The sequence below is a fragment of the Pseudacidovorax sp. NFM-22 genome (assembly GCF_021401245.1).
Classification (GTDB): domain Bacteria; phylum Pseudomonadota; class Gammaproteobacteria; order Burkholderiales; family Burkholderiaceae_C; genus Xenophilus.
This window is the reverse complement of the sequence record NZ_JACBFY010000004.1, coordinates 472,879-485,755: the sequence shown is the minus strand read 5'-3', so window position 1 is coordinate 485,755 and position 12,877 is coordinate 472,879. Positions and strand designations below refer to the sequence as shown.

Here is a 12,877-nt window from a genome sequence, read left to right as displayed (position 1 = left end):
TTCCTTCGGCTCAGGGGTTGATGGACATGGGCCGGTTGGCGCCGCCGGGCACCTCTTCGGCCGGCGTGTCGATGCCGGGCGTGACGGCCTGGGTCGAGCCAGCAATCGGATCGGGAGCACGCGGCGTGGTCTTGAGCGACTTGCCATGCTCCGGCGACGGCCACAGGCCGCGCGGACGCACCAACATGATCAGGATCATGGCCAGCGCGATGAAGAGCTGGCGCAGGATGGAGGCATCCAGCCGGCCATCGGTCATGTCCTGCAGCGGACCGGCCACATAGCGCAGCACCTCGGGCAGCGCCGCCAGCAGCACCGCGCCCAGGATCACGCCGGGCAGGTGGCCGATGCCGCCGAGCACCACCATCGAGACGATCATCACCGACTCCATCAGGCTGAAGGACTCGGGCGAGACGAAGCCCTGGAAGGCCGCGAACATGGCGCCCGAGACGCCGCCGAAGCTCGCCCCCATGCCGAAGGCCAGCAGCTTCATGTTGCGGGTGTTGATGCCCATGGCCTTGGCGGCGATCTCGTCCTCGCGGATCGCCATCCAGCCGCGGCCCACGCGCGAGTTCTGCAGGCGGTGCGACAGGATGACGGTGAAGATCACCAGCACCAGGAACAGGTAGTAGTACAGCGACACCGAAGAGATGGTGTAGTCGCCGATCTTCAGCGGCCGGCCCAGGTTCAGGCCGAAGATCCGGATGGGATCGATGCTGCTGATGCCCTTGGGACCGTTGGTGATGTTGTAGGGATGGTCCAGCGTGTTCATGAACACGCGGATGATTTCGCCGAAGCCCAGGGTCACGATGGCCAGGTAGTCGCCCCGCAGCTTGAGCGTGGGCGCACCCAGCAGTGCGCCGAAGATGCCGGCCAGCACCAGCGCCGCCGGTATCACCAGGATCAGCGAGGTGTGAAACCCGTTCGGGAACATCGCCTGCAGCGCCGGGAAGGAATCGGTCAGCTGCGTGGAGCCGAGCAGCGCATACAGGTACGCGCCGATGGCGAAGAAGGCGACGTAGCCCAGGTCCAGCAGGCCGGCGTAGCCGACCACGATGTTCAGGCCCAGCGCCAGCATCACGTACAGCAGCGCGATGTCGACGATGCGCACCCAGGCATTGCCCTGCGTCTGCAGCAGCAGCGGGAAGGCCAGCAGCGCGACGGCGGCGATCAGGAAGACGACGAGGTTCTTGGAATTCTTCATGGAGCCTCCTTGGCCGTCAGGCCCGGTCCGCCACGCGTTCGCCGAGCAGGCCGGACGGCCGCACGGTCAGCGTGATGATGAGGATGATGAAGGCGAAGATGTCGCTGTGCTGGCTGCCCAGCACGCCGCCCGTGACGTCGGACAGGTAACCCGCGCCCACGGCCTCGATCACGCCGAGCAGCAGGCCGCCCACCACGGCACCAGCCAGGTTGCCGATGCCGCCGAACACGGCGGCGGTGAAGGCCTTGAGGCCGGGAATGAAGCCCATGGCGTGCTGCGCGATGCCGTAGTTGGAGGCATACATGACACCCGCGATGGCCGCCAGCACGGCGCCGATGATGAAGGTGGCCGAGATGACCGTGTCCGGCCGGATGCCCATAAGCGCAGCCACGCGCGGGTTCTCGGCGGTGGCCCGCATGGCGCGACCCAGGCGCGTGTAGTTGACCAGCCAGGTCAGCACCGCCAGCGAGATCGCGGTGACCACCAGGATCATGATCTGCGTCGGCGAGATCGCCGCACCCGCGATGTGCACCGAGTCGCTGGGCAGCAGCGTCGGATAGGCCTTGTTGGTGGGGCGCCAGATGATCATGGCCAGCGTCTGCAACAGGATCGACATGCCGATGGCCGTGATCAGCGGGGCCAATTTGGGGCTGTTGCGCAGCGGCCGGTAGGCGACTTTCTCGATGGTGAAGTTGAGGGTGGCCGCCACCACGCAGGCGATCAGGGTGGCCAGGATCAGGATGATCCAGCCGGGGGTGCCCGGCATGGCCGACTGCATCCAGCCGATGATGGTCCAGCTGGTCAATGCGCCGACCATGAGGACCTCGCCGTGGGCGAAATTGATGAGGTTGATGATGCCGTACACCATGGTGTAGCCGAGGGCTATCAGGGCGTACATGCTGCCGAGAACCAGACCGTTGATGATCTGCTGCAGCAATATTTCCATAAAGAGAGGTCCCTTTTGTTATGCGTCCCGGTGAGGACGCCTTCTGCCAAGCCGGAGCACCGGATTGGCGCCGTGGTTCAGGTAGCAAAAAACCCGCCAGCATGGGTGGTCGGCGGGTTGAAGTGGGCGGGATTGTAGACACGGCCCCGCGCCAATCTGGTGCAGGCGGCGTGGGGGTTTTCCGCAAGCCTGGAGCGGCTCGACGGAGTGCCGGCGTCAGGCCGGTGTCAGTCCTCGCGGGCCTGTTCGTCCAGTTGCCGCAGGTGGGCGAGCTTGTCGGCGATCTTCGTTTCGAGCCCACGCGGCACGGGTTGGTACCAACGGGGTTCGGCCATGCCGTCAGGCAGGTAGGTCTCGCCGGCCGCATAGGCCTCGGGCTCGTCGTGCGCGTAGCGGTAGGCCTTGCCATGGCCCAGGGACTTCATCAGCTTGGTGGGCGCGTTGCGCAGATGAATGGGCACTTCGCGCGACTTGTCCTGCCGCACGAAGGCCCGCGCCTGGTTGTAGGCGTTGTAGCCGGCGTTGCTCTTGGGCGCGATCGCCAGGTAGATGACGGCCTGGGCCAGGGCCAGGTCGCCTTCGGGCGAGCCGAGGCGCTCGAAGGTGGTGGCGGCATCGTTGGCCACCTGCATCGCGCGTGGGTCGGCCAGGCCGATGTCCTCCCAGGCCATGCGCACGATGCGCCGCGAGAGGTAGCGTGCATCGGCACCGCCGTCGAGCATGCGCGTGAGCCAGTACAGCGCCGCATCGGGATGGGAGCCGCGCACCGACTTGTGCAGGGCGGAGATCTGGTCGTAGAAGTTGTCGCCGCCCTTGTCGAAGCGTCGCGCGTTGAGCGTGAGGGCGCTCTGCAGGAACTCAGGCGTCACTTCCTGCACGTCCGCGGCACGCGCCGCCGTGTCCGTCTGCTCCAGCAGGTTGAGCATGCGGCGCGCATCGCCGTCGGCATAGCCCACCAGCGTGTCGACGGCGGCATCGCTCAAAGCCAGGTGGGTCAGCACCTTCTCCTGCGCGCGGCGCACCAGCTGGCGCAGTTCGTCTTCGCTGAGGGACTGCAGCGTGTAGACCTGGGCCCGCGACAGCAGCGCGGAGTTAACCTCGAAGGACGGGTTCTCGGTGGTGGCGCCGACGAAGGTGACCAGCCCCGATTCGACGAAAGGCAGCAGGCCGTCCTGCTGGCTCTTGTTGAAACGGTGGATCTCGTCGACGAAGAGGATGGTCTTGCGGCCCAGCGCCAGGTGCTGCTCGGCCCGCTCCATGGCGGCGCGGATGTCCTTGACGCCCGAGAACACGGCCGACAGCGCAATGAACTCGTAGCCGAAGGCCTTGGCCGTGAGCCGCGCCAGCGTGGTCTTGCCCACGCCGGGCGGACCCCACAGGATCATGGAATGCGGCTTGCCCGATTCGAAGGCCAGCCGCAGCGGGCGACCCGGGCCGATCAGGTGGGTCTGGCCGATGACCTCGTCGAGGCTGGCAGGGCGCAATGCCTCGGCAAGGGGCGCCGCAGGCGAAGGGGAATCAAACAGATCGGCCATGGGCCGATTGTCCGGCCGTCAGCGCGGCCTCACTGCCGGACGACGTCGGCACCCGCGGGCGGCTTGAACTGGAAGCTGCCGGCGGGCAGCGAAGGATTGACCTGCACGTTGGAAAAGCGCAGCACCGAGCGCTGGCCGAAGGCGTCCAGGATGTCGAGGGCTGCCAGCGCGTCGCCCTGAAAGCCGATCTCCACGCTCTGCAGTTGCGCATCGCGGGACTTGGGCGTGGCCTTGACCCATTGCAGGCCGTCGCGCGCCGGCGCATCGGCCAGGGTGAAGTCGGCCTCCAGCGCACGCAGGTCGGCAGCCGAGGCGATCAGCGCCGCTGGCGTGGAGCCCAGCGCCTGGGCCTGCGGACGCTGCGTCACCTGGTTGAGGTCGGCGTCGTAGAGCCACAGCGTCTTGCCGTCGGCCACGATGGTCTGCGCAAAGGGCTTGCGGTACTCGAAGCGGAATTGGCCGGGCCGCTGGAATTCGAAGGTGCCGGTGGAGGTCTTGGCGCGCATGGGCTGGCCGTCCTTCGGGGGGGCGGTCACCGTCTGTGTGAAATCGGCCTTGCCGGAGCGCGCACTTTTCAGAAACGTGCCCAGGCTGTCCAAGCCGCCGGCCCACGCGCCGCATGCCATGGCCGCGAAGACACAGCCCACCATCAACTTCCGCATTCCGTTCCTTTCACTCGCTGCGCGCCGGTACAAGGATCTCGCGCTGGCCCGCACCGCTCATGGCACTGACCAGGCCCGCGTTCTCCATGTCCTCGACCAGCCGCGCCGCGCGGTTGTAGCCAATCTTGAGGTGGCGCTGCACCAGCGAAATGCTGGCCTTGCGGTGCTTGAGGACGACCTCGACCGCCTGGTCGTACATCGGATCCTTCTCGCCACCGGCGTCGCCGCCCTCCCCCATCGGACCGTCCTCGCCATCCACAGTTCCGCCTTCGAGCACGCCCTCGATGTAGTCGGGCTCGCCCTGGCTCTTGAGGTAGGCCACCACACGGTGCACCTCGTCGTCGCTGACGAAGGCGCCGTGGACCCGGATGGGCAAGCCGGTGCCGCTCGGCATGTAGAGCATGTCGCCCATGCCCAGCAGCGCTTCGGCCCCCATCTGGTCGAGGATGGTCCGGCTGTCGATCTTGCTGCTGACCTGGAAGGCGATCCGTGTAGGAATGTTGGCCTTGATCAGGCCGGTGATCACGTCGACGCTGGGTCGCTGCGTGGCCAGGATCAGGTGGATGCCGGCCGCGCGGGCCTTCTGCGCCAGGCGGGCGATCAGCTCTTCGATCTTCTTGCCGACCACCATCATGAGGTCGGCCAGTTCGTCGATCACGACCACGATGTGAGGCTCGCGGCGCAGCGGCTCGGGATCGTCCGGCGTCAGGCTGAACGGGTTGTAGATGAACTCCTCGCGCGACTTGGCCTCGTCGATCTTGGCGTTGTAGCCCGCCAGGTTGCGCACGCCCAGCTTGGACATGAGCTTGTAGCGCCGCTCCATCTCGGCCACGCACCAGTTGAGGCCGTGGGCCGCCTGCTTCATGTCGGTGACCACCGGCGCCAGCAGGTGCGGAATGCCTTCGTAGACCGACATCTCCAGCATCTTGGGGTCGATCATGAGCACGCGCACGTCGCTCGCTTCGGCCTTGTAGAGCAGCGACAGGATCATCGCGTTGATGCCCACCGACTTGCCCGAGCCGGTGGTGCCGGCCACCAGCACGTGCGGCATCTTGGCCAGGTCGGCCACCACGGGGTTGCCGATGATGTCCTTGCCCAGGCCGATGGTCAGCATCGACTTGGCTTCGTGGTAGACCTGCGAGCCCAGGATTTCCGACAGGCGGATCGACTGCCGCTTGGCATTGGGCAGTTCCAGCGCCATGTAGTTCTTGCCCGGGATCGTCTCGATCACCCGGATGGACACCAGCGACAGCGAGCGCGCCAGGTCCTTGGCCAGGTTGACGATCTGCGAGCCCTTCACCCCGGTGGCGGGCTCAATCTCGTAACGCGTGATGACCGGGCCCGGCGACGCCAGCACCACGCGCACCTCGACGCCGAAGTCCTTGAGCTTCTTCTCGATCAGGCGCGAGGTCATCTCCAGCGTCTCGGGCGACACCGTCTCCTGACGGCCGGCGGCTGCATCGAGCAGGTCCACCTGCGGCAGCTTGCTGTCGGGCAGTTCCTTGAACAGCGGCTTCTGGCGCTCCTTGACCACGCGCTCGCTCTTGGGCACGTCGGCCACGGCCGGTTCGATCTGCACGGGTGCGGCCTTCTCGCGCCGGCGCGGCGCGGGCGGCGGCACGTCGTCGAATGCAGGCTCCCTGTCGTCGGAGGGCGACGGCGCATCGCGGTCGTGGGCCGCCACCTCTTCACGTTCGCGGCGCGCCTTTCGGCCCATGGCCAGGTCCTGCGCGAGTTCGCGCTTTTCGCGACCCCGCTCGAAGAGCGAATAGAGGCGTGCGCCGATCGCCTCGGCCACCTGGGCCCAGGAGAAGCGGAAGACGAGGGCGGAGCCGATCACACCCGCCGCAATGGCCACCAATGCGGAGCCGGTGAACCCCAACCAGCGCACACCGGCCGGCCCCACGAGGTAGCCCAGCACGCCGCCGCCGTGCCCGGGCAGCCGGAACTCCAGGCGATAGAGCCGCGACCATTCCAGCATGGCGCTGGCCACCAGCAGCAGCACTAATCCAAGCCAGAACATGAGCCGGCTGCGGTTCAGGCGCGGCAGTTCGGGCTCGCCCTGCGGCCGGCCCCCGCGCAGCCACTGCGCGAGGGACGACAGCCAGACGCGCACCGACGCCGCGAATGCCCACCAGATCGAATAACCGGCCAGGTAGTAGCTCGCGTCGGCCAGCCACGCACCCAGCGCGCCGCCCCAGTTCTTGACGACGCCGCCTGTGCCGGACGTGGACCACGCCGCATCGGACGGCGTGTAACTGAGCATCGCGAGCAGCCAGAACAGCATGAGGGCAAAGCCCGCGACGAGCGAGATTTCATGCGCGAAGCGCAAGGCGCGCTGGCGCACGGGCGGCACGTCGGGCGCCGCCGTGTTGTGAAGTGTGTGCAAGGAATAGGTCATGGACGCAGACACGCACGGCCATGCCGCGCGCAATGCGTAAGCCTAAACCATCTTGGGCCGGACACACCGCGGGCAGGCTGCGGGGCGGGCCCGTCGACGCAGGGCCGCGCGTCCGGATAGCGCGGACTCAGCCCAGCGCGGACAGGCGGTCCTTCACCAGCATCGAGCCATCGGGCTGCGTCTGCACGAAGCCGCGCTCCTCCAGGTCCTTCATGACGCGGCTGACCATCTCGCGGGACGCTCCGACCATCTTGGCCAGGTCCTGGCGCGAGATCCGCTCCCGCACCACGAAGTTGCCGGCGCCGTCCTCGGTGACGAAATCCATCAGCGCACGCGCCACGCGGCCATAGACATCCATCAGTGCCAGCGATTCGATCTTTCGATCCGCATGGCGCAAGCGCCGGACCAGTCCGCGCATGATGTTGTAGGACATCGAGGAACTGTCCGGCAGGCAACGTGAGAACGCCTCGCGGCCGAGGACGAGCACGTCCGTCTGGACGTCGGCGCGCACCGTGGCCGAATGCGGCTCGTCGTCGATGAGGCTCATCTCGCCGATGTAGTCGCCGGACTGGAGGGTTGCCAGGATCACCTCCCGACCGCGGCTGTCCGCACTGAGCACCCGGGCCCGGCCGGCCAGGATGATGTACAGGGCATTCGTCTTCTTGCCCTGTTCCACGATGAGTTCGCCGCGCTTGAAGCGCCGCTTGACGATCGCATCGGCGATGTTGGCCGCCTGCGAGGGCGTGAGCGCCGCAAAGAGCGGCACGCGGCGAAGCAGTTCCAGGTTCGAAAGCATCGACATCTATTTCCTCCCTCTGCCGCGCCATTCGAGGGGCACGGCATCAATAAATACAATCACGCACATAAGAAGAGCGCTCCGCATGCATTGAACCTGAACAGGATACTGACGTCCCACCGGTGACCCAATGTACACGCGGTCCCCCGTTCACCATTCAGGCTCGCAGTTTATGACCACTCCCTTGCATACCCAGGTCCTCATTCTGGGCTCCGGCCCCGCCGGCTACACCGCCGCCATCTACGCCGCCCGCGCCAATCTCAAGCCTTTGCTCGTGACGGGGCTCGCCCAGGGCGGGCAGTTGATGACCACGACCGAAGTCGACAATTGGCCTGCCGACGTGCATGGCGTTCAAGGCCCGGAACTGATGCAGCGCTTCCTGGAACACGCCGAACGCTTCAACACGCAGATCGTGTTCGACCACATCAACAAGGTCGACCTGAGCAAGCGCCCGTTCACGCTGACGGGCGACAGCGGCACCTACACCTGCGATGCGCTGATCATCGCCACCGGCGCCTCGGCCAAGTACCTGGGTCTGCCGTCGGAAGAGAAGTTCATGGGCCGCGGCGTCTCAGCCTGCGCCACCTGTGACGGCTTCTTCTACCGCGAGCAGGACGTCTGTGTGATCGGCGGCGGCAACACCGCCGTGGAAGAGGCGCTCTACCTGTCGAACATCGCGCGCCGGGTCACCCTGGTCCACCGCCGCGACAAGTTCCGCGCCGAGCCCATCCTCATCGACAAGGTTCACGAGAAGGTCAAGGAAGGCAAGATCGTGCTCGAACTGCACAGCGAACTGGACGAGGTGGTGGGCGACGACAGTGGCGTCACCGGCATCCGGCTGCGCAACGTCCAGTCCGGGGACAAGAAGCAACTCGACCTCAAGGGCTGCTTCATCGCCATCGGCCACCATCCCAATACCGATCTGTTCCAGGGGCAGATCGAGCTCAAGGACAACTACATCGTCACCCGCTCCGGCCTGAACGGCTTTGCCACCATGACCAGCGTGCCCGGTGTCTTCGCAGCAGGCGACGTCCAGGACCATGTGTACAGGCAGGCCATCACCAGCGCCGGCACCGGGTGCATGGCTGCGCTGGATGCGCAACGGTTCCTGGAGCAGGAAAGTACCGCCTGACCGAGCATTCAAAGAGGCGGGGCCGCTTCAACGGCTTGAAACCGGAGTCCCCTGCAGCGCAGCCTCGCCTCGCGGTTCGCGTGTGTTTGCCGAGCCGGCGCGCCGGGTCGTGGACAAAACTCCGCCACCCTTCATATAATCATTGGCTTTGCCGCTTGAGCGCCCCGGCGTGCGAGCGGCATCCGGGCCACCGCCACCCGTTTTCTGGCGAGGTCAAGCCGATCCACCCCACGGTCTGTGCATCACGCGCAGACCGCAGCGACTGGTGACGGCTGTTCATGAAAGAGTGTCCTCATGGCACGCGTATGTGAAGTCACGGGCAAGGGCCCGATGGTCGGGAACAACGTTTCCCACGCCAACAACAAAACCAAGCGCCGGTTCATGCCGAACCTGCAATACCGTCGTTTCTGGGTCGAGAGCGAAAATCGTTGGGTGCGTCTGCGCGTCTCCAGCGCCGCCCTGCGCCTGATCGACAAGAACGGCATCGACGCCGTGCTCGCAGACATGCGCGCACGCGGCCAAGCCTGAGCTGAAAGGAGCACACCATGGCAACGAGCAAAGGCGGACGCGAAAAGATCAAGCTGGAGTCCACCGCGGGCACCGGTCACTTCTACACCACCAGCAAGAACAAGAAGACGACGCCTGAAAAGATGTTGATCATGAAGTTCGACCCCAAGGCGCGCAAGCACGTCGAATACAAGGAAGTGAAGCTGAAGTAATTCGGCCCGCGCCTTCTTCAAAAAACCCGCTGTGATCCAGCGGGTTTTTTGTTGCCTGCATCGTGGCGGCGCGTGGTGTGCATCAGCAGGAGTTGCCCCCGGCCCTTGCGCCCCAGCCCAGTGCGCAAGCCTCCATCCAGACAACAAAAACCGGCACAAAGCCGGTTTTTGGGATACCCGACGCCAGGGCGTCGAGCAAAGCGCGGAGCTCAGGTCACACGTGCGCCGCGCGCAGACGGATCGAGAAATCCTGCAGGGCCTTGATGCCGCTGGCCTCGGCGCGGTGGCACCAGGCGGCCAGGTCAGCGGCCAGTTGCTCGCGCGACTGGGAGGTGTTCATCCACATCTGGCGCAGTTCCTCGCGCATGGTGACCATCTTGTCCAGCACCGGATGGGCAGCGCGGGCCTCGGCGAGCTTGGGACGGGCGGCGGCCGGCACCTTGTCGTCGTCGCGGTGCAGCCAGCGGCGGGCTGCCTTGAGCACCGACAGGTCGGCGCCACGGGCCTGCAATTGCGACAGCTCCTGCTTGCAGGTACGGCGCATCTCGCGGGCATAGCCGGCCATCACCTCGTAGCGGTTGGCGATGACGGCCTCGAGCGTCTTCTCATCAGCCACCGGGCGGACCTCGCCCATGCGCAGCTTCGGCGGCACCTTCTTGACCTTGGCCCAGCCCAGCTTCTGCATCAGCATGATGTAGCCCCAGGCGATGTCGAACTCGTACTTCTTGACCGAGAACTTCGCGGCGGTGGGATAGGTGTGGTGGTTGTTGTGCAGCTCTTCACCGCCGATCACGATGCCCCAGGGCACCAGGTTGGTGCTGGCGTCCTGCGCCTCGAAGTTGCGGTAGCCCCAGTAGTGGCCCAGGCCGTTGACGACACCGGCGGCCCAGAAGGGGATCCACAGCATCTGGATGGCCCAGATGGTGGCGCCGATGCCACCAAACAGCGCCAAGTTCAGGATCAGCATGAGACCCACACCCTGCCAGCCGAAGCGGCTGTACAGGTTGCGCTCGATCCAGTCGTCGGGCGTGCCGTGACCGAACTTGGTGATGGTTTCGCTGTTCTTCGCCTCGGCGCGGTACAGCTCGGCGCCGCGCCACATGACGGTGTCGATGCCGCGTGTCTGCGGGCTGTGCGGATCTTCCTCGGTCTCGCACTTGGCGTGGTGCTTGCGGTGGATGGCGACCCATTCCTTGGTGACCATGCCCGTGCCGACCCACAGCCAGAAGCGGAAGAAATGCGAGGGAATGGGCCCCAGGTCCATGGAGCGGTGGGCCTGCGTGCGGTGCAGGAAGATGGTCACCGCCAGGATGGTGATGTGCGTCGTGGCGAGCGTGTACAGCACGATCTGCCACCAGGACAGATCCCACAGGCCGTGGGCAAGCCAGTCGAGGGCCGAGCTCAGAACGGCGGAATCGAAAATCATCAAGTTGGGTACTCCACACGGACGGACGGGGGCGTCCTGTCAGAACAGTCCGACAATTTTAGTGTGCCGGGCTTGAAATCCACCCCGTTTTTCGTGTAACGGCGTTGAATCCCTGAGGATTGGACGCCGTGCTCTAGCGCCGGTTCCACGCGGCGGCGAAAAAACCGTCGGTGGCGTGGCGGTGAGGCCACAGCCGCAGGTAGCGCGTGCCGCCCTCGCCGCCGGCGCATAGTGCCGCGGCACCCTCCACCTTCTGGGCCGCCAGCAGGTCCGCAGCCTCCAGCGGCAGGAAATCGGGATGCGCGGCACCGAAGGCTTCGGCGATGGCCTCGTTTTCCTCCGGGAGCACACTGCAGGTGGCATAGACCAGGCGCCCGCCCGGCTTCACCAGTCGCGCGGCGCTGGCCAGGATGGCGGTCTGCTTGGCGACCAATTCCTGCACTGCCTCGGGCGACTGGCGCCACTTCAGGTCCGGATTGCGGCGCAGTGTGCCCAGCCCCGAGCAGGGGGCATCGACCAGCACGCGGTCGATCTTGCCGGCCAGCCGCTTGATGCGGTCGTCCCGCTCGTGGGCGATGGCGGCCGGGTGCACATTCGACAGGCCGCTGCGCGCCAGCCGCGGCTTGAGCGCGTCCAGCCGATGGGCGGAGGTGTCGAAGGCATAAAGCCGGCCGGTGCTGCGCATGGCCGCGCCCAGCGCCAGGGTCTTGCCGCCAGCACCGGCGCAGAAATCGACCACCATCTCGCCGCGACGCGCCTCGACCAGCAGCGTGAGCAGTTGCGAGCCTTCGTCCTGCACCTCAATGGCGCCGCGCTCGAAGGCGGGCAGGCGGTTGACGGCCGGCTTGCCGTCGATGCGCAGGCCCCAGGGCGAGAACGGCGTCACCTTCGCGGCGATGCCGGCGGCCTTGAGTTCGCGCTGCACCTCCTCGCGCTTGGCGCTCAGGGTGTTGACCCGCAGGTCCAGCGGCGCCGGCTGCTGCAGCGCGTCGGCCAGGGCCATGAAGTCAGTGTCGCCCAGCTGGGCGCGCAGCGGCTGGGCCAGCCAGTCGGGCAGGTTGTGGCGGTGCTGGGCCATCAGCTCCGAGGGCGCGACGGCATCGCAGGCATCCAGCCAGCGCTTTTCGGCGTCGCTCAGCACGGTCTTGAGGAAGTCGCGCGAGCCATGGAAGCCCAGGATGGCCAGGCGCCGCTCGCGCGCGCCGCTGCCGGAGCGGGCCAGGTGCTCGAACAGCAGCTTCTTGCGCAGGATGGTGTAGACGGTCTCGGCAAGCGTCGCGCGCTCGCGGGGGCCGAGCGACCGGTGCTCACGGAAATAGCGCGAGACGATGGCGTCGGCCGGATGATCGAATCGGAGCACGCGGCCGGTGAGTTCGGCGCAGGCTTCCAACAGGGCTTGGGGATGCATAGGGGGCGATTGTCGCCGCCCACTCTGCCCAGGGACTCAGCGCGCCGCGAGCCAGCCCTCGATGGCCTCGGGATAGAGCCGGTGCTCCTGGCTCAGCACCCGGGCCGCCAGCGCCTCGGGCGTGTCGCCGGCAAGCACCGGCACCACGGCCTGGGCCAGGATCGGGCCATGGTCGAGTTCGGCCGTCACCAGGTGCACCGTGGCACCGGCGACCCGGCAACCGGCCTCGATGGCGCGCCGATGCGTGTGCAGGCCCGGGAAGGCCGGCAGCAGCGAAGGATGGATGTTGACCAGCCGCCCCTCGTACCGCGCCACGAAGCCCGGCGTGAGGATGCGCATGAAGCCCGCCAGCACCACCAGCACCGGCTGCCAGCGGTCGATGGTGTCGGCCAGCGCGGCGTCGAAGGCCTCGCGGCTGTCGAAGCCGCGGTGGTCGACAACGGCCGTCTCCAGGCCCAGTTCGCGGCCGAGGGCCAGGCCGCCGGCCTCGGGCTTGTTGCTGACCACGGCCGCCACGCGCACGCCGAAGCGCGCCGCCCAGCGCCGCGCCTGCGCCGTGCGGGCGATGGCCGCCATGTTGGAGCCGCCGCCGGAGACGAGGATGACGATGTTGCCGCTCACCGGCGGCCTTTCGCGCCGGCACCGGCGGCC

General features: G+C 66.8%; 12 protein-coding genes. 3 read left to right on the top strand and 9 right to left on the bottom strand.

The window, feature by feature from the left end; translation table 11 throughout:
* Positions 1 to 10 precede the first annotated feature (10 nt).
* From L0984_RS17105 to L0984_RS17075, 6 genes are all read right to left on the bottom strand, one after another.
* The gene (locus L0984_RS17105) at positions 11 to 1,201 is read right to left on the bottom strand and encodes a branched-chain amino acid ABC transporter permease (RefSeq protein ID WP_114802462.1); all 1,191 of its coding nucleotides are present in this window, start codon (positions 1,199 to 1,201) and stop codon (positions 11 to 13) included.
* 16 nt (positions 1,202 to 1,217) lie between these two features.
* Positions 1,218 to 2,147 (bottom strand): branched-chain amino acid ABC transporter permease, encoded by a 930-nt coding sequence (locus tag L0984_RS17100; RefSeq protein WP_043118477.1) that lies wholly within the window; start codon positions 2,145 to 2,147, stop codon positions 1,218 to 1,220.
* A 227-nt stretch (positions 2,148 to 2,374) separates the two neighbouring features.
* Positions 2,375 to 3,682, bottom strand: coding sequence for a replication-associated recombination protein A (locus L0984_RS17095; protein ID WP_234194904.1), 1,308 nt, complete (start codon positions 3,680 to 3,682; stop codon positions 2,375 to 2,377).
* Positions 3,683 to 3,711: 29 nt separating this feature from the next.
* On the bottom strand, positions 3,712 to 4,344 hold the full coding sequence (lolA, locus tag L0984_RS17090; RefSeq protein WP_234194903.1) for an outer membrane lipoprotein chaperone LolA: 633 nt from the start codon (positions 4,342 to 4,344) through the stop codon (positions 3,712 to 3,714).
* Positions 4,345 to 4,354: 10 nt separating this feature from the next.
* The gene (locus L0984_RS17085; RefSeq protein ID WP_305079915.1) at positions 4,355 to 6,745 is read right to left on the bottom strand and encodes a DNA translocase FtsK; all 2,391 of its coding nucleotides are present in this window, start codon (positions 6,743 to 6,745) and stop codon (positions 4,355 to 4,357) included.
* 127 nt (positions 6,746 to 6,872) lie between these two features.
* The gene (locus L0984_RS17075; protein WP_017757252.1) at positions 6,873 to 7,547 is read right to left on the bottom strand and encodes a Crp/Fnr family transcriptional regulator; all 675 of its coding nucleotides are present in this window, start codon (positions 7,545 to 7,547) and stop codon (positions 6,873 to 6,875) included.
* Between the two features lie 166 nt (positions 7,548 to 7,713).
* Between L0984_RS17075 and trxB the strand changes: the two genes are divergently transcribed.
* The 3 genes from trxB to rpmG all read left to right on the top strand — a co-directional run bounded on the left by trxB (position 7,714) and on the right by rpmG (position 9,392).
* Entirely contained in the window at positions 7,714 to 8,673 is a 960-nt protein-coding gene (gene trxB, locus L0984_RS17070; protein WP_234194901.1) for a thioredoxin-disulfide reductase, read from the top strand.
* Positions 8,674 to 8,967: 294 nt separating this feature from the next.
* On the top strand, positions 8,968 to 9,201 hold the full coding sequence (gene rpmB, locus L0984_RS17065; RefSeq protein ID WP_043118471.1) for a 50S ribosomal protein L28: 234 nt from the start codon (positions 8,968 to 8,970) through the stop codon (positions 9,199 to 9,201).
* 17 nt (positions 9,202 to 9,218) lie between these two features.
* On the top strand, positions 9,219 to 9,392 hold the full coding sequence (gene rpmG / locus L0984_RS17060; RefSeq protein WP_017757249.1) for a 50S ribosomal protein L33: 174 nt from the start codon (positions 9,219 to 9,221) through the stop codon (positions 9,390 to 9,392).
* A gap of 214 nt (positions 9,393 to 9,606) precedes the next feature.
* Here rpmG and L0984_RS17055 read toward each other — a convergent pair whose 3' ends face one another.
* The 3 genes from L0984_RS17055 to purN form a co-directional block, all read right to left on the bottom strand.
* Positions 9,607 to 10,818, bottom strand: a complete 1,212-nt coding sequence (locus L0984_RS17055; RefSeq protein WP_234194900.1) for a DesA family fatty acid desaturase — start codon at positions 10,816 to 10,818, stop codon at positions 9,607 to 9,609.
* A gap of 133 nt (positions 10,819 to 10,951) precedes the next feature.
* Positions 10,952 to 12,226, bottom strand: a complete 1,275-nt coding sequence (locus L0984_RS17050; RefSeq protein ID WP_234194898.1) for an RsmB/NOP family class I SAM-dependent RNA methyltransferase — start codon at positions 12,224 to 12,226, stop codon at positions 10,952 to 10,954.
* A gap of 36 nt (positions 12,227 to 12,262) precedes the next feature.
* Positions 12,263 to 12,847, bottom strand: a complete 585-nt coding sequence (purN, locus tag L0984_RS17045; RefSeq protein ID WP_304308121.1) for a phosphoribosylglycinamide formyltransferase — start codon at positions 12,845 to 12,847, stop codon at positions 12,263 to 12,265.
* Between the last annotated feature and the right edge of the window lie 30 nt (positions 12,848 to 12,877).

Bases quoted from the DNA above. Each gene is read 5' to 3' on its own strand.
- L0984_RS17105 (WP_114802462.1), bottom strand. From the start codon at position 1,201: ATGAAGAATTCCAAGAACCTCGTCGTCTTCCTGATCGCCGCCGTCGCG.
- L0984_RS17100 (WP_043118477.1), bottom strand. From the start codon at position 2,147: ATGGAAATATTGCTGCAGCAGATCATCAACGGTCTGGTTCTCGGCAGC.
- L0984_RS17095 (WP_234194904.1), bottom strand. From the start codon at position 3,682: ATGGCCGATCTGTTTGATTCCCCTTCGCCTGCGGCGCCCCTTGCCGAG.
- lolA (WP_234194903.1), bottom strand. From the start codon at position 4,344: ATGCGGAAGTTGATGGTGGGCTGTGTCTTCGCGGCCATGGCATGCGGC.
- L0984_RS17085 (WP_305079915.1), bottom strand. From the start codon at position 6,745: ATGACCTATTCCTTGCACACACTTCACAACACGGCGGCGCCCGACGTG.
- L0984_RS17075 (WP_017757252.1), bottom strand. From the start codon at position 7,547: ATGTCGATGCTTTCGAACCTGGAACTGCTTCGCCGCGTGCCGCTCTTT.
- trxB (WP_234194901.1), top strand. From the start codon at position 7,714: ATGACCACTCCCTTGCATACCCAGGTCCTCATTCTGGGCTCCGGCCCC.
- rpmB (WP_043118471.1), top strand. From the start codon at position 8,968: ATGGCACGCGTATGTGAAGTCACGGGCAAGGGCCCGATGGTCGGGAAC.
- rpmG (WP_017757249.1), top strand. From the start codon at position 9,219: ATGGCAACGAGCAAAGGCGGACGCGAAAAGATCAAGCTGGAGTCCACC.
- L0984_RS17055 (WP_234194900.1), bottom strand. From the start codon at position 10,818: ATGATTTTCGATTCCGCCGTTCTGAGCTCGGCCCTCGACTGGCTTGCC.
- L0984_RS17050 (WP_234194898.1), bottom strand. From the start codon at position 12,226: ATGCATCCCCAAGCCCTGTTGGAAGCCTGCGCCGAACTCACCGGCCGC.